This window comes from Streptosporangium sp. NPDC002607 (genome assembly GCF_053592655.1).
In genome coordinates this window covers 138267-162148 of sequence record NZ_JBSFWD010000004.1, presented here as the reverse complement: position 1 = coordinate 162148, position 23882 = coordinate 138267, and the positions used below count along the sequence as shown (strand labels likewise).

23 protein-coding genes are annotated in these 23882 nt (G+C 70.7%); 9 read left to right on the top strand and 14 right to left on the bottom strand.

Features of this window, described 5'->3' with window-relative positions; all coding sequences use genetic code 11:
• Positions 1-4 precede the first annotated feature (4 nt).
• Positions 5-997, top strand: coding sequence for a LacI family DNA-binding transcriptional regulator (locus tag ACWD3H_RS06260; protein WP_355557757.1), 993 nt, complete (start codon positions 5-7; stop codon positions 995-997).
• 113 nt (positions 998-1110) lie between these two features.
• On the opposite strand, the gene ACWD3H_RS06255 is transcribed toward ACWD3H_RS06260, so the two are convergent.
• From ACWD3H_RS06255 to ACWD3H_RS06240, 4 genes are all read right to left on the bottom strand, one after another.
• Entirely contained in the window at positions 1111-1857 is a 747-nt protein-coding gene (locus ACWD3H_RS06255) for a hypothetical protein (protein WP_350917098.1), read from the bottom strand.
• Positions 1858-1982: 125 nt separating this feature from the next.
• The gene (locus tag ACWD3H_RS06250; protein ID WP_350917095.1) at positions 1983-2831 is read right to left on the bottom strand and encodes a sugar phosphate isomerase/epimerase family protein; all 849 of its coding nucleotides are present in this window, start codon (positions 2829-2831) and stop codon (positions 1983-1985) included.
• Positions 2828-3958, bottom strand: a complete 1131-nt coding sequence (locus ACWD3H_RS06245; RefSeq protein ID WP_451954228.1) for a dihydrodipicolinate synthase family protein — start codon at positions 3956-3958, stop codon at positions 2828-2830. Before ACWD3H_RS06245 ends, ACWD3H_RS06250 begins: the two co-directional genes overlap by 4 nt.
• Positions 3958-5100: a Gfo/Idh/MocA family protein gene (locus ACWD3H_RS06240; protein ID WP_355565454.1), complete on the bottom strand. Its 1143-nt coding sequence runs from the start codon at positions 5098-5100 to the stop codon at positions 3958-3960. The genes ACWD3H_RS06245 and ACWD3H_RS06240 overlap by 1 nt, the downstream gene beginning before the upstream one ends.
• Before the next feature lie 394 nt (positions 5101-5494).
• On the opposite strand from ACWD3H_RS06240, the gene ACWD3H_RS06235 reads away from it, so the two are divergent.
• A complete protein-coding gene (locus ACWD3H_RS06235; RefSeq protein WP_355565458.1) occupies positions 5495-6127 on the top strand; it encodes an HNH endonuclease family protein in 633 nt (210 codons plus the stop codon).
• Positions 6128-6218: 91 nt separating this feature from the next.
• Here the strand turns inward: ACWD3H_RS06235 and ACWD3H_RS06230 are convergent, their stop codons facing one another.
• Together ACWD3H_RS06230 and ACWD3H_RS06225 are read right to left on the bottom strand one after the other, a co-directional pair.
• Positions 6219-7445 (bottom strand): HRDC domain-containing protein, encoded by a 1227-nt coding sequence (locus ACWD3H_RS06230; protein WP_451954227.1) that lies wholly within the window; start codon positions 7443-7445, stop codon positions 6219-6221.
• A complete protein-coding gene (locus tag ACWD3H_RS06225) occupies positions 7442-8038 on the bottom strand; it encodes a DUF3000 domain-containing protein (protein WP_451954226.1) in 597 nt (198 codons plus the stop codon). The genes ACWD3H_RS06230 and ACWD3H_RS06225 overlap by 4 nt, the downstream gene beginning before the upstream one ends.
• Positions 8039-8152: 114 nt before the next feature.
• Between ACWD3H_RS06225 and ACWD3H_RS06220 the strand changes: the two genes are divergently transcribed.
• The gene (locus ACWD3H_RS06220; protein WP_355565467.1) at positions 8153-8302 is read left to right on the top strand and encodes a hypothetical protein; all 150 of its coding nucleotides are present in this window, start codon (positions 8153-8155) and stop codon (positions 8300-8302) included.
• 420 nt (positions 8303-8722) lie between these two features.
• Positions 8723-9760, top strand: coding sequence for a uroporphyrinogen decarboxylase (hemE, locus tag ACWD3H_RS06215; protein WP_451954225.1), 1038 nt, complete (start codon positions 8723-8725; stop codon positions 9758-9760).
• Positions 9761-9800: 40 nt separating this feature from the next.
• Here hemE and ACWD3H_RS06210 read toward each other — a convergent pair whose 3' ends face one another.
• Entirely contained in the window at positions 9801-10832 is a 1032-nt protein-coding gene (locus ACWD3H_RS06210; RefSeq protein ID WP_451954224.1) for a DUF4349 domain-containing protein, read from the bottom strand.
• Between the two features lie 147 nt (positions 10833-10979).
• On the opposite strand from ACWD3H_RS06210, the gene hemG reads away from it, so the two are divergent.
• The 3 genes from hemG (at position 10980) to ACWD3H_RS06195 (ending at position 13964) form a co-directional block, all read left to right on the top strand.
• Positions 10980-12422 carry a protoporphyrinogen oxidase gene (gene hemG, locus ACWD3H_RS06205; protein ID WP_451954223.1) on the top strand — a complete coding sequence of 481 codons (1443 nt, stop codon included), beginning with the start codon at positions 10980-10982 and terminating at the stop codon, positions 12420-12422.
• Complete coding sequence (gene hemQ / locus ACWD3H_RS06200; protein WP_451954222.1) at positions 12386-13126, top strand: hydrogen peroxide-dependent heme synthase; 741 nt, start codon at positions 12386-12388, stop codon at positions 13124-13126. Before hemG ends, hemQ begins: the two co-directional genes overlap by 37 nt.
• A gap of 262 nt (positions 13127-13388) precedes the next feature.
• Positions 13389-13964: a hypothetical protein gene (locus tag ACWD3H_RS06195; RefSeq protein ID WP_451954221.1), complete on the top strand. Its 576-nt coding sequence runs from the start codon at positions 13389-13391 to the stop codon at positions 13962-13964.
• Positions 13965-14228: 264 nt separating this feature from the next.
• Here the strand turns inward: ACWD3H_RS06195 and msrB are convergent, their stop codons facing one another.
• Entirely contained in the window at positions 14229-14630 is a 402-nt protein-coding gene (gene msrB / locus ACWD3H_RS06190; RefSeq protein ID WP_343967498.1) for a peptide-methionine (R)-S-oxide reductase MsrB, read from the bottom strand.
• Positions 14631-15039: 409 nt separating this feature from the next.
• Here msrB and ACWD3H_RS06185 point away from each other — a divergent pair, with 409 nt between their 5' ends.
• Complete coding sequence (locus tag ACWD3H_RS06185) at positions 15040-15528, top strand: NUDIX domain-containing protein (protein WP_451954220.1); 489 nt, start codon at positions 15040-15042, stop codon at positions 15526-15528.
• A gap of 15 nt (positions 15529-15543) precedes the next feature.
• On the opposite strand, the gene ACWD3H_RS06180 is transcribed toward ACWD3H_RS06185, so the two are convergent.
• The 4 genes from ACWD3H_RS06180 to ACWD3H_RS06165 all read right to left on the bottom strand — a co-directional run bounded on the left by ACWD3H_RS06180 (position 15544) and on the right by ACWD3H_RS06165 (position 20450).
• Positions 15544-17691 (bottom strand): acyl-CoA dehydrogenase, encoded by a 2148-nt coding sequence (locus ACWD3H_RS06180; protein ID WP_451954219.1) that lies wholly within the window; start codon positions 17689-17691, stop codon positions 15544-15546.
• Positions 17692-17752: 61 nt separating this feature from the next.
• A complete protein-coding gene (locus tag ACWD3H_RS06175) occupies positions 17753-19192 on the bottom strand; it encodes an aldehyde dehydrogenase family protein (protein WP_451954218.1) in 1440 nt (479 codons plus the stop codon).
• An 82-nt stretch (positions 19193-19274) separates the two neighbouring features.
• A complete protein-coding gene (locus ACWD3H_RS06170) occupies positions 19275-19646 on the bottom strand; it encodes a hypothetical protein (RefSeq protein ID WP_355565492.1) in 372 nt (123 codons plus the stop codon).
• A 66-nt stretch (positions 19647-19712) separates the two neighbouring features.
• Entirely contained in the window at positions 19713-20450 is a 738-nt protein-coding gene (locus tag ACWD3H_RS06165) for a pyrimidine reductase family protein (protein WP_355565495.1), read from the bottom strand.
• A gap of 126 nt (positions 20451-20576) precedes the next feature.
• Between ACWD3H_RS06165 and ACWD3H_RS06160 the strand changes: the two genes are divergently transcribed.
• Entirely contained in the window at positions 20577-20981 is a 405-nt protein-coding gene (locus ACWD3H_RS06160) for a hypothetical protein (RefSeq protein WP_355565498.1), read from the top strand.
• A 19-nt stretch (positions 20982-21000) separates the two neighbouring features.
• Here ACWD3H_RS06160 and glgX read toward each other — a convergent pair whose 3' ends face one another.
• Positions 21001-23121, bottom strand: coding sequence for a glycogen debranching protein GlgX (gene glgX / locus ACWD3H_RS06155; protein ID WP_451954217.1), 2121 nt, complete (start codon positions 23119-23121; stop codon positions 21001-21003).
• A 257-nt stretch (positions 23122-23378) separates the two neighbouring features.
• Positions 23379-23807 carry an OsmC family protein gene (locus ACWD3H_RS06150; protein ID WP_343967483.1) on the bottom strand — a complete coding sequence of 143 codons (429 nt, stop codon included), beginning with the start codon at positions 23805-23807 and terminating at the stop codon, positions 23379-23381.
• Positions 23808-23882 lie beyond the last annotated feature (75 nt).

Here is a 23882-nt window from a genome sequence, read left to right as displayed (position 1 = left end):
GTCGGTGGTCACGCTTGAGGATGTCGCCCGGCACGCGGGCGTCTCGCTCGCCACGGCGTCACGGGTGCTCAACGGCAGCACCAGACAGGTGGGCGCATCCCTGCGGGCCAAGGTGGAGCTGGCCGCCGCCCAGCTGGGATACCGCACCAACGTGGCCGCGCAGACCCTCGCCAGGGGGGCCAGCAACGTGATCGGCCTGGTCGTTCACGATCTCACCGACCCCTACTTCGCCGCGATCGCCGACGGGGCCATGCGGGTCGCGGAGAACCAGGGGCTGATGGTCATGATCGGCACCACGCACCGCGACCCCCAGCGGGAGATCGCCTATGTCTCGACACTGAACGCGCAGCGGGTCCGCGCCGTGCTGCTGGTCGGCTCCCGGATCGCCGACGAGCAGCTGACCCGGCAGCTCCGCGAGGAGCTCGACCGCTACCGGGAGACCGGTGGCCGGGCGGCCTGCGTGGGCCAGGACCTGCTCGGGGTCGACGCGGTGGTGCCGGACAACCGCCTGGGCGCCGCCGCGCTGGCCCGTGCCCTCGCCGGGCTGGGGCACCGGAGCTTCGCCGTCCTCGCCGGGCCCGAGCGGCTGATCGCGTCCATGGACAGGGTGGCCGGGTTCGCCGCCGCGCTCGAAGAGCTCGGCCTGCCAGCGCCGCGTGTCCTGCACGGCTCCTTCGACAGGGAGGGCGGCTACTCGGCGGCCACCCAGGTGTCCGGGGTCACGTGTGTCTTCGCCGTCACCGACGTGATGGCGGTGGGTGCCCTGGCCGCCTTCAGGGACCGGGGCATCCGCGTCCCCGAGGACGTCTCGGTGGCGGGCTTCGACGACATCTCCACGCTGCGCGACCTGGTTCCCTCGCTGTCCACGGTGCGGCTGCCGCTCGCGGAGATGGGTGCCCGCGCGCTGGAGATGGCCCTCGCCCCGGACGAGGGGGCCAGGGCCCAGGTCGTGACCGGCGAGGTGATCCTCCGCGAGAGCACCCGCGCTCTGGGCTGAGGTCGCCTCGGCCGACCCACCTCTGCCGCGACGTCACGACGGCGGGCCCGGACCCTGCGGGGTCCGGGCCCGCCATGTCGTAGGGGGGCAGGAAGGAGGATCGGGACAGGCGGTCAGCGGGCGCCGGAGATCGGTTTTCCCTGCTCGTTGACCGGCGGGACGATGAGCTGACCGCGCAGCCAGCGGATCGTCCGGATGACTCCGTCTCCGTAGCCGGGGGAGTGCTGACGGCCCCGGCCGAGCTGTCGCGACACGTCCTCGGCCGCGCTCTCCTCCATGCCGAGGTTGAGTCCGGTCGGTCCGTGGATGGGACGCGGTGTGTTACGGACCGGGGACTTCCTGCGGGTGCCGAGCACCCACTCACACACGGCGATGGTCCCGGAGCACCATTCCCGCTCCCACTCGCCCGCCGCGTTCGGCCGGCCCGCATGGGCCAGTTCGGCGATCCGGCCGATCTCGGCCTCGGTGCGCAGGATCACGCCGCGGCCGCCGACCAGGTGTCCCCAGCCTTCCGAGGATCGGCGGCCGGGGATCGGCAGCCCGTCCTTGGCGCCGATCAGCCAGCTCAGGGTGCTGATGACCCCGTCGGCGGGGACGACCCGGCCCTCGCGCGGAACCCGCTCGGCGGCGTCGATCTCCGCGCGGGCCTCGGCGAGGGTGGGCGGGGATCCCGACGCCGGACGGCCGCTGATCGGCGCCTGCTCACGCTTGCCCAGGGCCCAGAGGATCGCCTCTCCCTGGCCCGAAGGGGCCGAGTCGGGGTTGGCGGCCTCCCACTCCCTGATCGCTTCCAGTACGGCAAGGACATGTTCCGGCGGCCGCTGTATGGCGGGGCTGGCTTCGCTCTCTGCGGTCGTCATACCCCTACCGTACGAGCAGCTGACATGTCACTTCACCGTGAAGCGGTAATCCGGGCCCGGCGAACGCGGTTTCCCCTGATTGGAACGCTCCTGTCGCCTCGGAGTCCGTTCCGCGGGCCCGCGTGTCATTCTCCGATGAGCTCGGCGAACGAGGACCGCACCCTGGCCAGGATCTCGTCGGGGTCGGCGGCCCACACGTCGGCGTTGAAGATCTCCACCTCGATGTCCCCGGTGTAGCCCGCCGCGGCCACCGCCTCGGTCAGCGGTGCGAAGTCGATCACGCCTTCGCCCATCACTCCCCGGCCGAGCAGCACGTCGGCGGGGAGCGGAGACAGGAAGTCGCACACCTGGTAGCTCGCGATCCGCCCCGAGGCCCTGGCGATCTGCTCCAGGACGTTCGGGTCCCACCACACGTGGAAGGTGTCGACGACGACGCCCACCTGCTCGGGAGGGTGCGGCTCGGCCAGATCGAGGGCCTGGCCCAGCGTGGACAGCACGGCCCGGTCGGCGCAGTACATCGGGTGCAGCGGTTCGAGGGCCAGCCTCACCCCGCGCTCGCCCGCGTACGGGGCCAGCACGGCCAGCGCCTCGGCGACCCGCTCCCGCGCGGCGGGCAGGTCCCGGGAGATCGCGCCCAGCGGCCGGCCGGGCACCACGCCCGGCAGGCCGCCGACCACCATGACCAGGCAGGCGGCGTCCAGCGTGGCGGCCTCGTCGATCGCCCTGCGGTTGTCGTCCAGGGCCTGCGGATCGCCGGAGGTGAGGAAGCCGCCGCGGCAGAGCGACGAGACCCGCAGCCCGGCGTCCGCGACGAGTTCGACGGTCTCCTTCAGGCCCTGCGCGGCGACGTCCTGCCGCCACAGGCCGATGGCCTCGACACCGTGCCGCACGCACCCGTCGACGGCCTCGGCCACCGACCACCGCTTCGTGGTCCACTGGTTCAGCGAGAGACGGCTCTTCGCCCGCGCCCTCACAGGCCGTTCACCGCCAGCAGGGAGCGCATCCGGAAGACCGCCAGCTCGGGGTCGGCCAGCAGCCCGGCCCTGTCGGCCAGGCGGAACACCTCGGCCAGGTGGGGCAGGGAACGGGCCGCCTGGGCGCCGTTGACCATGCTGAAGGCGTCCTGGTGGCCGTTGAGCCAGGCCAGGAAGACGATGCCCGTCTTGTAGTTGTACGTGGGGGCCTCGAAGATCTTCCGCGAGAGCGGGACCGTGGGGTCCATGATCGCGTCGTACCGTCCGAGGTCGCCCGCGTCGAGCGCCTGCAGGGCCGAGGCGGCGGCGGGGGCGATCGCGTCGAAGATGCCCAGCAGCGCGTGGCTGCCCGACCTGATCAGCGAGGGGTAGTTGAAGTCGTCGCCGGTGTAGAGCCTGACGCCTTCGGGCAGCGCCTCGCGCAGCCCGATCTCGTGCTCGGCGTCCAGCAGTGAGACCTTGACCCCGTCCACCCTCGCCGCGTGGTCGTGGATCAGCGACAGGAACGACGCGGTGGCCTCGGACACGTCCCGCGAGCCCCAGTAGCCCGCCAGCAGCGGGTCGAACATCTCGCCCAGCCAGTGCAGGATCACCGGGCGATCGGTCTGGGAGAGCAGCTCGCCGTAGACCCGGTGGTAGTCCTCCGGGCCCCGCGCGATCGCGGCCAGTTGCCGGCTCGCCATCACGATGACCCCGGCGCCCGCGTCCCGCACGGTCTCGATCTGCTCGCCGTAGGCCGCCACGACCTCCCGCAGGGTCCGGGCGTCCGGCGCCTGGTCGGTGCCCGCGCCACAGGCCACCAGCGTCGCCGGGTCGCCGAAGGCCTTCGCCTCGGTGGCGCTGCGCCGGATCAGCTCGCGGGTGGCCGCCCAGTCAAGGCCCATGTTGCGCTGCGCGGTGTCCATGGCGTCGGCGACCCGCAGCCCGTGGGACCACAGGTGGTGGCGGAAGCGCAGGGTGGCCTCCCAGTCGACGGTGGCCCGGGAGCCCGGGGTGTTGTCGCCGAGCGGGTCGGCGACCACGTGGGCGGCGGCGTAGACGGTGCGGCTCCGGGCGGGCCCCTCGGGCCTGGCCCAGGTGACCGGCTCGCGCAGGACGTGCTCCCCGCCCGGGAGTGCGATCCTCATCACGGCTCCACCGGCAGGCGGCGGCCCTCTGCGGAGGAGCGCAGGCCCAGCTCGGCGAGGCGGACACCGCGCGCGCCGGAGGCGAAGTCGTAGGGGAACGGCGCGTCCTCGACCACGTGGCGGACGAACCGTTCCCACTGGATCTTGAACCCGTTGTCGAACTCCTCGTTGTCGGGTACCTCCTGCCAGCCGTCCCTGAAGCGGGCGCCCGCGGGCAGGTCGGGGTTCCAGACCGGCTTGGGAGTGGCGGCACGGTGCTGGACGCGGCAGTCGCGCAGGCCCGCGACGGCACTGCCGTGCGTGCCGTCCACCTGGAACTCCACCAGCTCGTCGCGGTTCACCCTGACGTTCCAGGAGGAGTTGATCTGCGCGATGACGCCGCCCTCCAGTTCGAACACCCCGTAGGCGGCGTCGTCGGCGGTGGCCCGGTAGGTCTCGCCCCGCTCGTCCACCCGCTCGGGGATGTGGGTGACGGCCTGGGCGTAGACCGAGGTGATCCGGCCGAACAGGTTCTCCAGCACGTACGCCCAGTGCGGGAACATGTCGAGGACGATGCCGCCGCCGTCCTCGACGCGGTAGTTCCACGACGGGCGCTGGGCGGCCTGCCAGTCGCCCTCGAACACCCAGTAGCCGAACTCGCCGCGGACCGAGAGGACGCGGCCGAAGAAGCCGCCGTCGATCAGGCGCCTGAGCTTGAGCAGGCCCGGCAGGAAGAGCTTGTCCTGCACGACGCCGTTCTTCACGCCCCTGGCGGTCGCGGCCTCGGCCAGTGCCAGCGCGTCCTGGGACGTCTCGGCCGTCGGTTTCTCCGCGTAGACGTGCTTGCCCGCCTCGATCGCCTTGAGCACGGACTTCACCCGGGCCTGGGTGACCTGAGAGTCGAAGTAGATCAGATTGTCGTCGTCGGCGAGGGCGGTGTCGAGGTCCGTGGTCCAGCCGGCGATGCCGTGCTCCGCCGAGAGTCTCTGGAGCTTCTCGGCGGACCGGCCGACCAGGACCGGCCTGAGCAGGACCTGGCCGCCGTCCGACAGTGTCACACCGCCCTGCTCGTTGATCGCCAGGACCGATCGGACCAGGTGCTGGCGGTAGCCCATGCGACCGGTGACACCGTTCATCACGACGCCGATGCTTTGCGGGGACATCTTCTCCGACCTCCTATGGAAAGCGCTTTCCATTCCACGGTACGACAGTCGCCGCACCTGCTGCAAGCGCCTGCCAGGGGAGGAGGGGGGCGATGTGCGCGTCCGGGGGAGCCGGTGACCCGGGGGCCGTCCCGGAAGGAAATTCGCTGGTTACCGGAATTTCACCGCGTGTTCGCACGGGAAGGCGGGGTGTCAGAATCACCGTAATTCACATTATCGCAGATCAAGCGTATCTGACCATGGATTGATGCAGTATCCGACCAAGTGCATCCTGACTCGTCGTCAAACCATGACATTTGCGTATTTGTCATGACTTGAGACGTTCCGTCTGTCCTCCTCTCGCGGTGCCCAGACCCCCCGACTGGCCGAGGTGGAGCGACAGAAGGGGCCACTCGTGAAACGAGTCGTCACCGCGGCTTCCGCTGCCCTCACGGCAATTCTCGTCACCTTTTCCCTGACAACCGGAACGGCTTCGGCGACCCCGCCGAACATCCCTTCGGCGGCCACCGCCGCCAGCAGGCTCGCGACGCTCACCGTCGCCGCGGAAACCAACCAGTCCTCCTATGACCGGTCGTTGTTCAACCACTGGATAACGATCAGCGGCACCTGCAACACCCGGGAGACGGTGCTCAAGAGGGACGGCGTCGGAGTGGTCGTCAACTCCAGCTGCGCAGCCACCTCCGGCAGCTGGTACTCCCCGTTCGACGGCGCGACCTGGACCGCCGCCGGCGACGTCGACATCGACCACATGGTGCCGCTCGCCGAGGCCTGGCGCTCCGGCGCCTACGCCTGGACCAGCGCGCAGCGGCAGTCCTACGCCAACGACCTCGGCGGGCCCGAGCTGTGGGCGGTGACCGACAACGTCAACCAGGCCAAGGGCGACCAGGACCCCTCGACGTGGCAGCCGCCGCTGAGCTCGTTCAGGTGCACCTACGCCAGGGCGTGGATCCAGGTGAAGTACTACTGGAAGCTGACGCTGCAGAGCTCGGAGAAGAGCGCCCTGCAGAGCATGCTCGCGACCTGCTGAGCGCTCGGTCATCCCCTGTGCGGGGCCCGGCCCCGCACGGGGGATGACGTCGTTCCAGCGATCTACTTTGTAAAGGGCGTCGGCCGGTTCATCAGGCCTGGCCCTTGAGCTCCAGGCGGATCAGGGCCTTGGCGATCGGATGGGCGGTCAGCCCGATCTGCCACTCACGGGCGCCCAGCTCGCGCAGCCGGGCGGTGACGGTCTCGTCGTCGATGACGGCAGGCGGTTCCCAGGTCAGGCGGCGCACGGCGTCGGGCTGGATCAGGTTCTCCGCGGGCATGTGGTGCTCGTCGGCGAGCGCGGCGACCACGGTCCTGGCCGCGGCCAGCCGCCGGGCGGCCACCGGATCGCGGTCCATCCATCGGTTGGCCGGTGGGGGCCCGTCGCCGGGGGTGCTGGGCTGCGGCAACTCCGAGTCGGGCAGCGAGCGGGCGGTGCCGATCGCGGCCAGCCAGTCGCGCAGGTGCCGCCGGGCACTGCGGCCGGTGAAGGGAGGAATCTCGGTGAGCGCCTTGGTGGTGCGGGGCAGTTCCAGTGCGGCGGTGACGATCGCCGAGTCGGGCAGGACACGGCCGGGAGCGACGTCGGACTCGCGGGCGAGCCCGTCGCGGAGCGTCCACAGCTCCCGTACCACCGCCAGCCCGCGCAGCGAGCGGACCTTGTGGATTCCGGAGGTGCGCCGCCACGGGTCGGAGCGCGGGGCGGGCGCCTTGTGCGCGAGCACGGAGGCGAACTCCTCCTGCGCCCACGCCAGCTTGCCGCTGGACTTCAGCTCCTCGTGCAGGACGTCGCGGAGCTCGATCAGGACCTCGACGTCGAGCGCGGCGTAGCGCAGCCAGTCCTCGGGGAGCGGGCGGGTCGACCAGTCGGCGGCCGAGTGCCCCTTCTCCAGCCTGAAACCGAGGACGTTCTCCACCATCAGCCCAAGACCGACCCGCTCGTAGCCGAGCAGCCGGCCGGCCAGCTCGGTGTCGAACAGTTCTCGCGGGTGGAAGCCCACCTCCGCGAGGCACGGCAGGTCCTGGGAGGCGGCGTGGAGCACCACCTCCGCGTCGGCCAGCGCCGCGTCGAGCTCGGACAGGTCGGGGCAGCGGATGGGATCGATCAGGGCGCTGCCCGCGCCGGCGCGGCGCAGCTGTACCAGGTAGGCGCGGCCGCTGTAGCGGTAGCCCGAGGCGCGTTCGGCGTCGACGGCGACGGGGCCGGTGCCCTCGGCGAAGGCGCGCACCACGCGCGCGAGGGAGGTGGAGTCCTCGATGACGGGTGGGATTCCCTCACGAGGCTCCAGCAGTGGAATTACGGTCGTCTCATCGGTCACGTTCTGAAGGGCTCCGGATCCTCGCGACGGCGCGGCGGCAGCGCCGCCACGTCGGGTGGCAGGGGTGGTATGCCCGCGGCAAGGCACATCAGATCGCACCAGGCGGCGACATGGCCGGAGAGGTCTTCCTGCAGCGGTGACCAGGACGCACGCAGTTCCAGCTCGGTGGTCACCGGGTCTTCGGCCTTGTTGCCGAAGCCCTCGGAGACCGCTCTGGTGACGGTGCCTCCGGCGGCGGCGTAGCCGGCGCCGTGCGCGTCGAGTGACTCGGTGAGCCAGCTCCACGCGACGGGGCCGAGCAGCGGGTCTTCGGTGATCTCCGGCTCCATGTCGGCCCGCACGTAGGCGACGAGCCGGAACTGGCCGTCCCAGCCGCGCTGGCCGTCCGGGTCGAAGAGCACGATGAGGCGGCCGACCGCGAGCTCGTCGTCGTCGCGGTACACCGACGCGCCGATCGCGGCCGAGTAGGGGGCCAGGCGCTGCGGCGCCGGAATGTCCTCCAGCTCGATCTCGGGTCTGACCTCCGCGGGGTGCATGCTCGCCACCGCGCGCCTGAAGGCGGCGGGAGCGGGCGGCGCGTCACCGACGGTCATATCGGAAGCGTAGGTCGAAACTGATCGCATGGGGACCACTGGGATATGTGTAGGAGCCATTGGAACCGATCAAGACGCTGCCGACGGCCTGTGGAGGGCGGGGGTGACCTCGCCGTGGGAGACTTCGGGGAGGAACGGGTGACCGCGCTCGGCGCCGGTCCGTTCCGGGCGTTCAGGCCGACCGTGATCGACGGGGCGGGATTGTCGTTCGGGAATCCGCACGCGGGCGCAGGAGGCACGGTGCTCACCGCGACGTTCGGGTGAACTCCACATGGTGGACATCGCACGGGCCTTTCGTCGGGTCGTGGTCCGACGTTGGCACGTCGCGCCGACATTTCCGCGCAGCGTGCTCGGCGTGTCCCCAAAGTGGTGCAGGAATCGATGCCGCGCGGTGACTTGGCGAACATTTGGGCCAGCCGGGGGCCGGTCCAGGATCACCGATGGGAGGAACTGTACCCGGAAACATGATCGCTTCGTGCCGTGCGGCGCCATCCGGCTGGTGTCAACATCGGATTTCAGCGGACGAAGCTCTCGAAACCGGTAAGACAGTATCGTTGTCATCACTTGACGGCGCCAGGGTGGTGTGAGGTGCAATCTCATTGAATAACTGGTGATTTCGGGCTGATCTCGCCGGTCAGCGACCGTGGTGAGCCGACCGGTCACCGGGCATGGCACCCTGGTGGGGTGACTTCCGAGCCCGCCGACTCCGCTTTCCTGCGCGCCTGCCGCCGCCGGCCCGTATCCCACACACCGGTGTGGTTCATGCGCCAGGCAGGTCGCTCGCTGCCCGAGTACCGGACGCTCCGCGAGGGGGTGCCGATGCTCACGGCCTGCGCCACCCCCGACCTGGTCGTGGAGATCACGATGCAGCCGGTCCGTCGCTACGGCGTGGACGCGGCCATCCTCTTCAGTGACATCGTCGTCCCGCTCAGGGCGATCGGCGTCGACCTCGACATCAAGCCCGGCATCGGCCCGGTGGTGGCCGCGCCGATCAGGGATGCCAGGGCGGCCGAGGCGCTGCGCCCGATCGAGCCGGACGACGTCTCCTACATCACCGAGGCGGTCCAGGCGCTGACGAAGGAGCTGGGCGCGACCCCGCTCATCGGTTTCGCGGGAGCCCCCTTCACCCTGGCCTCCTACCTCATCGAGGGCGGCCCTTCCAAGAACCACGACCACACCAAGGCCATGATGTACGGCGAGCCGGGCCTCTGGCACGCCCTCATGGATCGGCTGACCGAGATCACCCTGGGGTTCCTGCGCGTGCAGCTCGCCGCGGGAGCCTCCGCCGTCCAGCTCTTCGACTCCTGGGTCGGCGCGGTGTCGCCCGACGACTACCGCGAGTTCGTCCTCCCCTACACCAGCCGGATCTTTGACGGCCTGGCCGGTCTGGACGTGCCGCGCATCCACTTCGGCGTCGGCACCGGAGAGCTGCTCGGCCTGCTCGGCGAGGCGGGGGCCGACGTGGTGGGCGTCGACTGGCGAGTCCCGCTCGACGAGGCCGCCCGGAGGGTCGGCCCAGGCAAGGCGCTGCAGGGCAATCTGGACCCGGCGATCCTGCTCGCCCCCTGGGAGGTCGTGGAGCGCCGCGCGGGCGACATTCTCACCCGCGCGGCCAAGGCCGAGGGACACGTGTTCAACCTGGGGCACGGCGTGTTGCCCAACACCGACCCCGACCAGCTGGCCCGCCTCACCGACTTCGTCCACGAGGCCTCCGCCCGCTGACCGTTCCCGGCGCCGGTGCACCGTCACCACTCGCCCGGGACTAGGGACGCTCGTACGGCACCGGCCCGTCCGCTCTCTCGGGTTCGTCCTCTCCCCGAGGGTCACTCGCGGGGAGAGGCTCCTCGTCGGGATCGGGCTCCGGGTCCTCGGAGCCCGCGGCGAGTGGCCGCTCTCCGTTCCTCCTGCGGCGGAGCAGGAAGGCGGTCAGCAGCCAGGCCGGGACGATCACGATCAGCCAGGGAAGCAGCACGCCCAGGAGCGTCAGGCCGTGCTTGACGGCGACGACGAAAGCCTTCCAGCCCGTCCGCAGGCCGCCGAGGAAGCCGGCGGGCTCGTCGTCCTCCTTCTTCTGCACCACGGCCGCCGGGCCGACCAGGTTCAGCGTCAGCGTCGCCGCACTGGTCTGCGAGGCGAGGGTCTTCTGCCTGGCCTGCAGGGACTCCAGCTCGCTCTCGCGGTTGGAGACCTCCCGCTCCACCTTGAGCACCTCACCGATGGTGTTGGCCCGCTTCAGCAGCGTGCGCAGGGAGTCGAGCGCGGCCTTGGCCGACTTCAGGCGGCTCTCCACGTCGGCCACCTGCTCGGTGACGTCCTCGGTGTTCTGCCGGAGCGACTCGCGCGTGCCCAGTTCCTTGCCCAGGCGGTCGAGCGTGCCCGGATAGTTTCCCGGCGGGATCTTGAAGACCAGTGTCGCGGAGCCCTCGCCGTCGGAGTGGGCGTCGGAGTTCTCCATGGCCAGGTAGCCGCCCGCGGTGGTGACGATCTGCCGGGCCCGGTCGGCCGCCGCGGTGACCTCCTTCGCCCTGATCGTCATCTCCGCGGTGTAGACGATCGCCCGGTCCTGCGGGACGATCTTCACCTGGCCGGCCTGCGGGGAGCCGCCGCCCTCGGCCTTCGCCGCGCTCTGCGGAACCGCCTCGTTGGCCTGGCTGCTCGCCTGCATGTCGGCCGCGGGTGCCGCCGCTCCTTCGTAGGACGTGGACTGCAAAGAACCCCCGCCGCAGGCGGACACCAACAGCGTCAGGCCCGTCAAGAAGACCGCCAGGCGCGGGCCGTACCGGAATCTGCTCATGAATCTCATGACGGCGGGTGCGGTGGCGGAGTTCGGTGCGGGGCAGTCACGATGGCGTCACGTTCTGCGCGCCGTCGGGTCACGGGGATGGTGGGGCGCCGAGGTGGGAGACGGGACCGGGAGGGTGGACCGGTACGGTCAGGAGTCATGGAAGGCAACCGGAGGCATGTGGTGGTCGTCGGCGGCGGGATCGCCGGACTGGCCGCCGCGTGGCATCTGCGTCAGGGCGGCGAGAACCTGCGGGTGACCGTCCTCGAAGGCGCCCCGCGGATCGGGGGCAAGCTGCACGCCACCGAGGTGGCGGGCGTCGCGATGGACGCGGGGGCCGAGGCGATGCTCGCCCGGCGGCCCGAGGGCAAGGAACTGGCCAGGATGGTCGGGCTGGGCGAGGAGTTGCGGCTCCCCGGCACCACACAGGCGGCCATCCTGACCCGGGGCGCGCTGCGGCCCATGCCCAAGGGGCACGTCATGGGCGTGCCGTCCGACCCTCTCGCGCTGGCGAGGTCGGGGATCCTTTCCCCCGGGGGGCTGGCCAGGGTGGCGCTGGATCGGATCCTCCCGGCGACGCGGGTCACCACCGACGTGTCGGTGGCGGCCTACATCCGGGCCAGGATGGGCGGCGAGGTGGTCGACCGGCTCGTCGAGCCGCTGCTCGGCGGTGTCTACGCGGGCAGGACCGAGCGGCTCTCGCTGGACGCGACCATGCCGGGGATCGCCATCGCGGCCAGGACCGAGCGGTCGCTGCTCGCCGCGGCCGGGGAGATCGCCGCGGACGCCCCGAAGGACGCGGGGCCGGTCTTCACCACCCTGAGCCGGGGGATGGGCAGCCTCCCCGAGGCCGTCGCCGCCGCCTCCGGGGCCGAGATCAGGACCGGCGTCATGGTCAGGGAGCTGCGGCGGACCGAGGGCGGCTGGAAGCTGGTGGCCGGCCCCACCAGGGAGCCGGAGACGATCGAGGCCGACGCGGTGATCATCGCCGTTCCCGCTCCGGCGGCGAGCCGGCTGCTCGCGGAGGAGGTGCCCCAGGCCGCCGCGGAGCTGGCCAGGATCGAGTACGCCAGCATGGCCGTCGTCACCCTCGCCTACCCGCGGAAGGCGTTTCCCCGGCCGCCGTCCGGCAGCGGCTACCTGGTTCCGGCCGTCGACGGGCGCCCGATCAAGGCCGCCACGTTCAGTTCGGTCAAGTGGCCGCACCTGGCGGAGACCGATCCCAACCTGGTCCTGCTGCGCTGCTCGATCGGCAGGCTCGGCGAGGAGGCGGTGCTCCAGCGCGACGACGCGGAGCTGGTCGCGCTGGCGATGGCCGAGATGGTCGAGGTCATGGGCGTGCGCGGGCTGCCCCGCGACTCGCGGGTGACCCGCTGGGGCGGTGCCCTGCCACAGTACGAGGTGGGTCACCTCGACCGGGTGGCGCGCATCCGGGCGGCCGCCGCCGTTTCGCCGGGGCTGGCGCTGTGCGGCGCCGCCTACGACGGCCTTGGCATCCCCGCCTGCGTCTCCACGGCCCGCACCGCGGCAGCCCGGATTCTCGACCACCTGGACCCCACGGGAGAATGGCAGGACAGAACCGATTTGCTGACGAAGGGGTGAGGACGACGGACGGGAACCCGCGGCCCAAGGCACGAGACCTGAACCAGGTGATCCGCTACACGATGTGGTCGGTCTTCAAACTGAGCGAGCGCTGCCCGGGGCACCGTGAGGGCATGGCCGCCGAGGTCGAGGAGCTCTTGGCCCAGATGGAGCGCAAGGACGTGGTCACCCGCGGCCTGTACGACGTGGCGGGCTTCCGCGCCGACGCCGACTTCATGTTCTGGTGGCACGCTCCGACCTCCGAGGACCTGCAGGAGACCTACTCCCGCTTCCGCCGTACCGGCCTGGGGCGGCTGTCCGAGCCGGTCTGGTCGGCCATGGCGCTGCACCGTCCGGCCGAGTTCAACAAGTCGCACATCCCGGCCTTCCTGGCCGAGGAGGAGCCTCGTGCGTACGTGAGCGTCTACCCGTTCGTGCGCTCCCTGGAGTGGTACCTGCTGGACGACGCGGACCGCCGCCGGATGCTCGCCGAGCACGGCAGGATGGCTCGCGACTACCCGGACGTGCGTGCCAACACGGTGGCGTGCTTCTCGCTGAACGACTACGAGTGGATGCTGGCGTTCGAGGCCGACGAACTGCACCGCATCGTCGACCTGATGCGCACCCTGCGCGGCGCGGAGGCGCGGCGGCACACCCGGGTGGAGATCCCCTTCTACACCGGTGTCCGCAAGCCGCCCAGCGAGCTGATCGCCGCGCTGCCGTAGCCTCCGGGGGTTCCGTCGCCGTGGAGTCCGGTCGGCGGCGGGACTCCTGCTCCGTGAGGTGAAGGGCGTGTCTCCTGTGGCGGCCCGCCGAAAATAATCCCGCGTAGGCCTCTTTGCCATCCCTTGCCTTTGTCATACTCGTGGAAAATCACCTGTCTATGTGAGGCCAAGGGTGAAAAGGGGCGAAGGTCTGGCACGGTCCAGGCGGCGTACTCGGGGACGTCGGAGAAAGAAGTCTCGCTCACGGCTCCTTGAGGTCTCGGTGGGCGCCGCCGCGCTGGTGGTGGGGGCGTTCGCGGTGAGCGGGGTGTGGTCTTCCGGGGAGACGGCTCCGGGGAGCGAGGCGGCTCGGGTGCCGGCCTCCGGCGGTCCGCCCGCCGCGGCGCCGCAGGGGGACCCCGTGGCGGGCGCGGTGGTGGCCGCCGAGCTGGACGGGAAGAGCAAGGGGGGCGCCGAGGAGGACGCGAAGTCCGCCAAGGCGGAGAAGAAGCGCCAGAAGGACAGTGAGGCCGAGGCGTCGGGGCCTTCCAAGCACACCGACAAGAAGGCGTTGGCCTACTTCGAGAGCCGCAAGGTGACCAAGCGGGTCAAGGATATCCGAATGGTCGGTGGCTATCTACGGATATATACGGACCTGCCGGAATCGGCGGACAACTCGAAGCAGGCGATCAAGCTGTGCGAGGCGGGCGTCGACTATCTCGTCGGAGAGCTCGGCATGCCCAGCCCCGTGGTCTTCGTCCAGGCCGAGTTCGGAGAGAACGGCAATCCGGTCCTGGCCAACGTCCTCGGCCCTGACGACCCCGACTGCCGCGTCACCTACCCCAAGCCGAAGCGCTAGTCCGCGCGGTGCCCGGGCCGGGTCACCCGGACCCTGGTCCTGCCGCAGATCGAACAGCGCTGGGTGATCACCCGGCCGATGGTCTCAACGATCTCCCACTTGTGGCGGAGATGCACGGGGGCTCCTTGGGCAGACACGCTACGGAGATCTGTGAATACTTTGCGTGAGGTCGCTCTGCCCCTTCCTGCGCCTCACTAACCTCCGGGATGGACCGATCTGGCTGTCTCCGCGCGTCGCGGACCGGCCGGATCGCGACGCGGTGGCCTACTCGGCGGGCTCCAGCCTCAGTGAGACGGAGTTGATGCAGTAGCGGTCGTCGGTGGGCGTGCCGTAGCCCTCGCCGTGGAACACGTGGCCGAGATGTGAGTCGCAGGTCGCGCACCGGACCTCGACGCGGACCATGCCCATCGAGCGGTCCTCGATCAGCGTCACCGCGTCGGACTTCGACGGCTCGTAGAAGCTCGGCCAGCCGCAGTGGCTGTCGAATTTGGTGTCGGACCGGAACAGCTCGGTGCCGCAGGCCCGGCAGCTGTAGACGCCCACGGTCTTGGTGTCGACGTACTCCCCGGTGAAGGGGCGCTCGGTCCCGGCCTGGCGAAGCACGCGGAACTCCTCGGGAGAGAGCTGGACGCGCCATTCGGCGTCGCTCTTTACCACCTTGTCCATCACATCAGCCTATGCGGTCGCCGTGGCGTGTGGAGGGGCGAGGCCCGGGGTTGCCCCGTTCGGAAAAATCTTGACGGGCGAAGCATCCTTTGATGACCGTTTTGGCGTCTTTAAAAGTGTGGAGGGTGGTTCACCTTCCCGTTGAGGGGTGAGATCACCTGCCCGGTCGCCCACGTTCCGCGGGCCGGCCGGAATGCCGCCGTCCGGGTGGCGCGCCAGCGCCTGGGCCCGGTGGGCATGAGGCAGGTGATCATACGGTCCGCCCCGTCGAGTGCCCGGTCCCGCCGCCGTGGCGGCTCCGGGGCGGACCTGCCCTCCCGCCCGGCTTCCGGTTTGCTTCCGTAGGATTGCCTCCACGTGGCGAGCCGCCGCTCGCGATCCACCTCCGGCTCCTTTAGGACGAACTTCCTTGGTCGACCACAGCGACGATCCGCCCTCCGTCGACCCCCGCCCGGCTGGGCGCTCCTACATCGGGGTCAGCTGCAGCTTCGTCTGCCATGACGGCAAGGGCAGGGTTCTTTTGCACCTTCGGGGTCCCGGGGCGAGGGACAGCCGCGAGGTGTGGGACTCCGGCGCGGGAGAGCTGGCCTTCGGCGAGGACTTCGAGGCGTGCGTCCGGCGCGAGGTCTCCGAGGAGTTCGGAGCCACCGCCCTGGAGCTGGTCCAGGTGGGCGTGGCCAACGTCCGGCGGACCTCGGGTGAGGTGGCGACGCACTGGGTGTCGGTGCAGTTCGCGGTGCTCATCGACCCTTCGGAGGTCACCCTGGCGGAGCCGGACCGTATCGGGAACCTGACCTGGTTCGGCGAGGGGGACGTCCCGGCGGAGCTCCACCCTGCCCTGCCGGGCCTGCTCGATCGGGTTGCCCCTCACCTCGGCTGGTCGGCCACCCGCGCCTGAACGGCGGCCCCGGGCTCAGGGGTCACGGGGGAGGCCCAGCGCGCGCTCGGCGATGATGTTGAGCTGGACCTCCGTGGTGCCGCCACCGATGGTGAAGGCGCGGGTGGCGAGGACCATGCGGTTCCAGTACGGCGAGTCCGGCGCGATGGACCAGCAGAACTCCGACACCGCCTGGGAGTGGCGCATCCCCAGCAGCTTGCGGACGCTGGAGGCGGTGCCGGAGTCGCTCCCGGCCAGCTGGGAGAGCGTCACGCGCAGGCCCAGGGCGGAGATGGCCTGCCCCGACGCCCACAGGCGGCCCGCCTCCTCCAGGGCGGAGGGGCGGAGTGCCCCGGGTCCGCCCAGGGTCTCGATCAGGGCGACCATGTCGGTGTGCCGGGAGCCGGGCCCCCAGGAGTCACCCAGGGCGACGCGCTCGTGGGAAAGGGTGTCGCGGGCGACCCGCCAGCCCGCGTTGACCTGGCCGACGACCAGGTCGTCGGGGACGAAGACGTCGTCCAGGAAGACCTCGTTGAAGATCTCGTCGCCGTTGATCTCCTTCAGCGGGCGGACGGTGACGCCGGGGGAGGACATGTCGACCAGGAAGTAGGTGATGCCCTCGTGCTTGGGGGCGTCGGGGTCGGTTCTGGCCAGGCAGATCGCCCACTGCGCCCACTGCGCGAGGGAGGTCCAGATCTTCTGGCCGTTCAGCGACCAGCCGCCCTCCACCCGCACGGCCCTCGTGGACAGCGAGGCGAGGTCGGAGCCCGCGCCGGGCTCGCTGAAGAGCTGGCACCACGTGATCTCGCGGGTGAACGTGCCAGGCAGGAAGCGTTCCTGCTGCTCAGGGGTGCCGTGGCGGACGATGGAGGGGACCGCCCAGGCGGCGATGCCGAGATTGGGGCGTTTGACATCCCTGAACTCCTGATGGATGACCACCTGTTCCAGCGGGGAGGCTCCGCGCCCCCACGGCCTGGGCAGGTACGGCATGATCCAGCCCTCGGAGGCGATGCGACCGCGCCTGACCTCCCGCTCCTCTGCGGCCAGTGACGCGGCCTCCGCCCTGATCCGGTGCCGCAGTTCCTCGGCCTCCTCGGGCAGGTCCGGTTCCATCGGCCGCCGCGCCCCGGCCACCGCCATCCTGGCCACCCGCTCGGCCCACTCCCCGGCGTCGCCGCTCAGCGCCCGCAGGCAGAGCGCGCGGCGGTAGTAGAGGTGGGCGTCGTGCTCGAAGGTGTAGCCGATGCCGCCCAGCACCTGGATCGCGTCCGCCGCGCACCGTACGGCGGCGTCCGCGGCGAGCACCCCGGCCACCCCCACCGCCAGCGCGACCTCACCCTCCGGATCGACACCGGCCGTCTGAGCGGCCCCGTCGAGGGCACGGGCGGCGTCCCAGACAGCGGCGCGGGCTTGTTCGAGGGCGACGAGCATGGCCGCGCACCTGTGCTTCACCCCCTGGAACTGGCCGATCGGGCGTCCGAACTGCTCCCGTACCCGGGCGTACTCGGCGGCGGTGGACACCGCCCACGCCGCCACGCCGCAGGCCTCCGCCCCGAGCAGGACGGCGGCCAGGTCCGAGACGAGGCGGGAGGTCACGCCGCTCAGCACGCGCTCCTGGGGCACGGCCGTCACCGTCACCGTCACCGCCGCCAGTGGCCGCGTCAGGTCGATGCCGTCGACCGCCTCGGCCGAGCAGTCGCCGGGGTCGAGCGCGGCCCACCGGCCGCCGGGAAGCGGGACCACGAACACCCCGGCATCCGCGGACCCGAGCACGGTCACGGCGGCCGGTCCGGTCGCCGTGACCGTGCTCGTCGTGGCCGTACGGGCACCGCCGGGCAGGGCGATCGCGGCGGTCAGCGCGCCGTCCGCCAGTGCCCGCAGCAGGTCGTGGTGGGGGGACGGCGCGGGGGCGGCGCGGGCGATGACGGCCGAGGCCAGGACCGTGGGCAGGTGGGAACCCGGCGTGCAGTGCTCGCCGAGCGCCTCCAGGGCGACCACCAGCTCCCGCAGGCCGCCGCCCTGCCCTCCGTACGCCTCGGGCAGATGAAGCCCGAGCAGGCCCTGCGCGGCCAGCGCGGCGCGGAACGGCTCGTGGTCCATGCCGCGCGTCGCGATGTTCCGTCCGGCGAAGCCGTGGACGGAGACGGCCAGCGCCCGGTGCTCCTCGGTGATCGCGATTCCCATGCCCAGACTCTAGAACCATATTCGGTTTCCGGTAAAGGGCATGCCCGGCGGGGCTCACCGGTCAGATATGGATGATCGCGGCCTTCTCCCTGGTGTACTCCAGCACGGCGTCGTGCCCGTACCCGGAGTCCTTGACGCCGCCGAACGGCAGCCCCGGGGGCATCTGGCGGAAGGTGTTGACCCAGACGGTGCCGCTCTGCAGGTCGCGGACGAACCTGTGGGCGCGGCCGAGGTCGCGGGTCCACACGCCGGCGGCGAGCCCGTAGGGGGAGTCGTTGGAGATCGCCAGAGCCTCATGTTCGGTGTCGAAGGGGATGGCCACGGCCACCGGACCGAAGATCTCTTCCTGGCAGACGCGCAGCGCGTTGTCGGAGGTGGTGAACAGGGTGGGGGCCACCCAGTAGCCGCCGGGCATGGACGGGACCACGTCGGCCCCCGTCTGGCCGCCGAACACCAGCTCGGCGCCCTCCTTCTCGGCGATCTCCAGGTAGGAGGCGACCCGCTCGTACTGCCCGGCCGAGACGATCGGGCCCATCGTGGTGGCCATGTCGAGCGGGTCGCCCAGCCGGACGTGCGAGGCGATGGCGGTGATCCGCCCGATCATCTCGTCCCAGACCGGCCGGTGGATCAGGATGCGGGACCCGGCCACGCAGACCTGTCCGGCGTTGCCGGTGTAGACCGAGTTGACGGTCACCCCCTGAGCGGCGGCGTCCAGGTCGGCGTCGGAGAACACGATGTTCGGTGACTTGCCGCCCAGCTCGAACGTCAGCGGCTTGAGGTGGTCGGCCGAGGCCCGGGTGATCGCCTGCCCGGTCTGGGTGGAGCCGGTGAGGCTGATCTTGTTGACCCCGCGGTGCCTGACCAGCGGGTCGCCGACGTCCTCACCGAGGCCGCTGACGATGTTGAGCACGCCGGGCGGGAGCACCTCGGCCAGCAGTTCGCCGAGGCGCAGCACCGAGGCGCAGGCCTGCTCGGCGGGCTTGACGATCACGGTGTTCCCCGCGGCCAGCGCGTAGGCCGCCTTGGCGGAGAACGTCGAGATGGGGGAGTTCCACGGGATGACGCAGAGCGCCACCCCGTACGGCTCGCGACGGGTGAGACCCAGGCTGTCCGGGCCGAGGATCACCGTCTCGCCCTTGACCGCGTCGAGCACCTGCCCGGCGGCGATCTGCCACAGGTGGGTCATGCCGGGCAGGTCCTTCTTCAGCGTGTCCCGCAGGATGCGCCCGTTGTCCCTGGTCTCGATCCTGGCCAGTTCCTCGGCGTGCCGGGCGAAGACCTCCGACACCCCGCGCAGGAAGTGCGCCCGGCCGAGTGCGGGCATGGCGGACCAGGAGGGGAAGGCCGTGCGCGCCGCCGCGACGGCGGCCTCCGCGTCGGCCCTGCCGCTCGCCGGGACTCGGGCCCAGGCCTCGCCGGTGGCGGGGTTGACGGAGTCCAGCGTGCGGCCGTCGGCCGCGGCCACCAGGCGGCCGCCGATCAGATTGCGGTACTCGTCCACTCATCACTCCCGCGTCAGCCGTACCGGAAACTTGCCCAAGCGTACGCTTGCTTGACGTGGAAGTGGAAGCGGGCGGCGGCGGTCAGCCCTGGCGCCGCCGCGCGAGGGCGAACGACAGGTTCACGCTGATGATGCCGACCCACACGAGCACCAGGATGAACGCGAGGATCGAGTCGCCCAGGCCGGAGAAGGCCAGCCCGATCGTCGCGGGTATCCCGGTCGCCAGGGAGACGATCGCCAGCGCCAGCCGCTGCCCGGCGTCCAGGGAGGGACGGACCGCGGGGCTCTCCTTGCGGGCGCGGTCGGCGAGCCGGTCGTCCACCCGCTTGTCGATCTCCCGGTCCATCTTCTCCAGGAAACCCTCGACAAGGGAGTCTTCGTATTCCGGTCCGAGGTCCCGGCGGGCCTCGAGCGAGGCGCGCAATTCGTCACCGGAGGAGGATGATCGTTCCATGGTCGAGATATATCGTTTCTCTAGAGGTATGTCCATATGAATCATGGAACGCCGGGACCTCCGGCGCTAGCGGGTTCCGGCCTTCTCGTCTCGCCGGACATACCGCGTGAAGAGAAACCCCTCGTCCTCCAGCACGTGGGCCAGGCGCAGGGGGGTGAGCGAGGGAGGGCCGTCGAGGGCACGGGCGGCGTCCCCGCCGATCAGCAGCGGGCTCACCGTGAGACAGAGCTCGTCGACCAGGTCCGCGGCGGCCAGCTGGGCGTTGGTCTTCGGGCCGCCCTCGCAGAGCACCCGGCTCAGGCCGCGCTCGCGGAGCGCCTCCATCGCCAGCACCGGATCCACCCGCTCGCCCCCGGCCACGATCACCTCGGCACACCTGGCGGCCTCCTCGCGGCGCTCCCTGGGGGCGGCCCCGCAGGTGATGACGATGGTCCGGGCGTACGGTTCCGCCTCGGTGAACAGCGGGCCCGACAGGTCGAGGTCGAGCCCACGAGTGATCACCGCCACCGGCGGGGCGGCCGGGCGGCCCTCGCGCAGCCCCTGCCACGACGGCCTGGGCCGTGCCGGGCCGTACCCCTCGGCCCGCACGGTCGCCGCACCGGCCACGACGACGTCGGCCAGCCCGCGCAACGTCCAGAAGACCTGGCGGTCGCCCCTGCCGGACAGCCCGCCCGACAGTCCCTTCAGCCAGGTACCGCCGTCGGCGCTGGCGACCATGTTGATCCGCAGGCAGGGGCCGGCCGGGTAGGCGTAGGCACGGACGAGGTCGACCTCGTCCGAGGTCTCGGGGTGAATGAGGCGCATTCTCCTACCTTCGCATGGAAACGACCTGTGAGTTCTCCCGGAGCGTTCGATACTGGATCTGAGGGCTGGGGTGACTCGGGGCGGCTCCCGGTACATGATTCGTTCCGGGAGACACGGGAGGGCTGTGTGGGGCTGGTCACGATCGTGACATGGTTGATCACCGCGATGGTCGGGATCTACCTGCTGTACCTGTGGCTCTCCGGGGGAGGGCTCCGCCAGCAGGCGACCAAGGTCACCCGCTTTCCCGCGCTGCTCATCTTCGCCCATCCGGCCCTGGCGGTGTCCGCCCTGGCCTGCTGGATCGTGTACGTACGCACCCTGGAGCCGGCCTTCGCCTGGCTGTCGTTCGGAGTCCTCGCGCTCTCCGCGCTGCTGGGCTTCACCATGTTCACCCGCTGGCTGGGCGGCGGACGCCACGCCCGCGGCGCCGAGCAGCGCTTCCCCATGGTCGCGGTCGTGCTGCACGGCGTGGCCGGCGTGGCGACGTTCGTGCTCGTCCTGCTCACCGCCGCGATCGCGTCAGGGGCCTGAAGGCCGCGAGCGGCCGGCCCTACGCCCGCTCGCAGTGCAGGATCTGCACCGAGCGGGCGGTCACCTCCACCGCGCTCTCGGCCGGCCAGGACTCCTGCGGAGGCGAGAGGAGCTCCGTCCCCTCGTCGGCGGTGTCCAGCACCCGCCGCCACCGCTTGCCGTACCTCGCCTCGGGGAGGGTGAAGATCATCTCCTCGTGGTGGGCGTTGATCAGGAGCAGGAACGAGTCGTCCGTGATCCGCTCGCCGCGGGTGCCCGGCTCGGTGATGGCGTCGCCGTTCAGGAAGACGGCCAGTGACTTGGCGTAGCCGGTGTGCCAGTCGCTCGCCGACATCTCCTCTCCCGACGGGGTGAGCCAGACGATGTCGCGGGTGCCGTCGTCGGCCTTGTGGCCGTGGAAGAAGCGGCGCCGCTGGAATACCGGGTGCTCGCGCCGCAGCTTGGAGAGGCTCCTGACGAAGTCGAGGAGGTCCGCCTCGCCGGAGGCCAGCGACCAGTCGATCCAGGAGATCTCGTTGTCCTGGCAGTAGGCGTTGTTGTTGCCGCCCTGGGTCCGGCCGAACTCGTCACCGGCCAGCAGCATCGGCACGCCCTGGGAGATGAACAGGGTGACCAGGAAGTTACGGCGCTGGCGCCTGCGCAGGCTCACGATCCCCGGGTCCTCCGTGGGGCCCTCGACCCCGCAGTTCCACGACCGGTTGTCGTCGGTGCCGTCGCGGTTGTTCTCCTTGTTGGCCTCGTTGTGCTTGCGGTCGTAGGAGACCAGGTCGGTCAGGGTGAACCCGTCGTGGCAGGTGACGAAGTTGATGGAGGCCACGGGGCGGCGCCCCGAGGTGGCGTAGAGGTCGGCGGAGCCGGTCAGCCGGGAGGCGAACTCGGGCAGCGCGGACCCGCTGCCGCGCCAGAAGTCGCGGACGCTGTCGCGGTACTTGCCGTTCCACTCCATCCAGAGCGGCGGGAAGTTGCCGACCTGGTAGCCGCCGGGCCCCACGTCCCACGGCTCGGCGATCAGTTTCACCTGGGAGATCACCGGGTCCTGCTGGATCAGGTCGAAGAAGGCGCTCAGCCGGTCGACGTCGTGCAGCTCGCGGGCGAGGGCGGAGGCCAGGTCGAACCTGAAGCCGTCCACGTGCATCTCCAGGACCCAGTAGCGCAGCGAGTCCATGATCAGCTGAAGGGCGTGCGGCGAGCGGACGTTGAGGGAGTTCCCGCAGCCGGTGTAGTCGAGGTAGTAGCGCCGGTCGCCGTCGTGCAGGCGGTAGTACGCCCTGTTGTCGATGCCGCGGAAGCTCAGCGTCGGCCCCATGTGGTCACCCTCGGCGGTGTGGTTGTAGACCACGTCGAGGATGACCTCGATCCCCGCCTCGTGCAGCGCCCGTACCATCGCCTTGAACTCCTGCACCTGCTCGCCGCGCTGGCCCGAGGCGGAGTAGGCGGCGTGCGGGGCCAGGTAGGCGATCGTGTTGTAGCCCCAGTAGTTGGTCAGGCCCCTGGCGACCATCGCGTGCTCGGGCACGTACTGGTGCACCGGCATCAGCTCCACCGCGGTGACACCCAGGCTCAGCAGGTGGTCGATGACCGCGGGGTGGCCCAGTCCCGCGTAGGTGCCGCGCTTTTCTGCGGGCACCGCGGGGTGGCGCATGGTGAGCCCGCGGACATGCGCCTCGTAGATCACGGTCTGGTGGTACGGGGTCCGGGGCGGCCTGTCGTTCCCCCACTCGAAGAACGGGTTGACCACCACGTTCTTCGGCATGAAGGGGGCGGTGTCGGTGTCGTTGCGGCTGCCGGGATCGGTGAACCGGTAGGAGAAGAGCGCCTCGTTCCACTTCAGGTCGCCCTCGACGGCCTTGGCGTAGGGATCGAGGAGCAGTTTGGAGGGGTTGCACCGGTCCCCCTGAGAGGGGTTGTAGGGACCGTGGACGCGGTAGCCGTACCGCTGTCCCGGCATGATCCCCGGGAGGTAGCCGTGCCAGACGAACCCGTCGACCTCGGTCAGCTCGACGCGTTCCTCGTGCCCGTCGTCCCCGAAAAGGCAGAGCTCGACGCGTTCGGCGGATTCGGAGAACAGGGAGAAGTTGGCGCCCACCCCGTCCCAGGTGCCGCCGAGCGGATAGGACTCTCCTGGCCAGACTTCACGCATGTGCCCCTATTCTCCTCTGGTCGGGCCCCCTTGTGCAGGGTGTTCTCGCCCTTGTCACCTTAAGGTGGCGTTGAGGAGATTTGTCCTAGTCTTTCGGCGCACCCTCCGTGACCATGCGTGTCCTGTGGGGCACGCATGGTCACGGAGGGTGTGGTGATCATCCCGGTGGTGACCGCCCGGTGAGCGGTTCAACCGTGATCAGCCCGATCGTGGCCGGTCGGTCGTGATCGGTCATGACCGTGGGCGGCCGGCCGTGATCAGCTCAGCAGCTCGGCGTTGAGGCTGATCGTCGTGCCCGCGAGGGCCTTGCTCACCGGGCAGTTCGCCTTGGCCTTCTCGGCCGCCTCCTGGAACTGCTCGGCGGTCAGGCCGTCGACCTGGGCGCGGACCGAGATGACGATCCCGGTGATGCCCTCACCCGGCTGGAAGGTCACGTCGGCCTTGGTCTCCACGGTCTGCGGCGGGGTGCCCGCCTGGGCCAGCCCGTGGGACAGGGCCATCGAGAAGCACGAGGAGTGCGCGGCCGCGATGAGCTCCTCCGGGGAGGTCTTGCCGTTTGCCTGCTCGGCGCGCGAGGGCCAGGACACGTCGAACGTGCCCACCCCGGAGGAGTCGAGGGAGACGCTGCCCGCGCCCTCCATCAGCGAGCCCTTCCACTGGGTCGTCGCGGTACGTGTCGTCGCCATGGCGATCATCCTTTCGATCATGAAGAGTCAACCAGGACCGACCCTACTCGCCTCCCCGGAGCCAATGCCCGAACG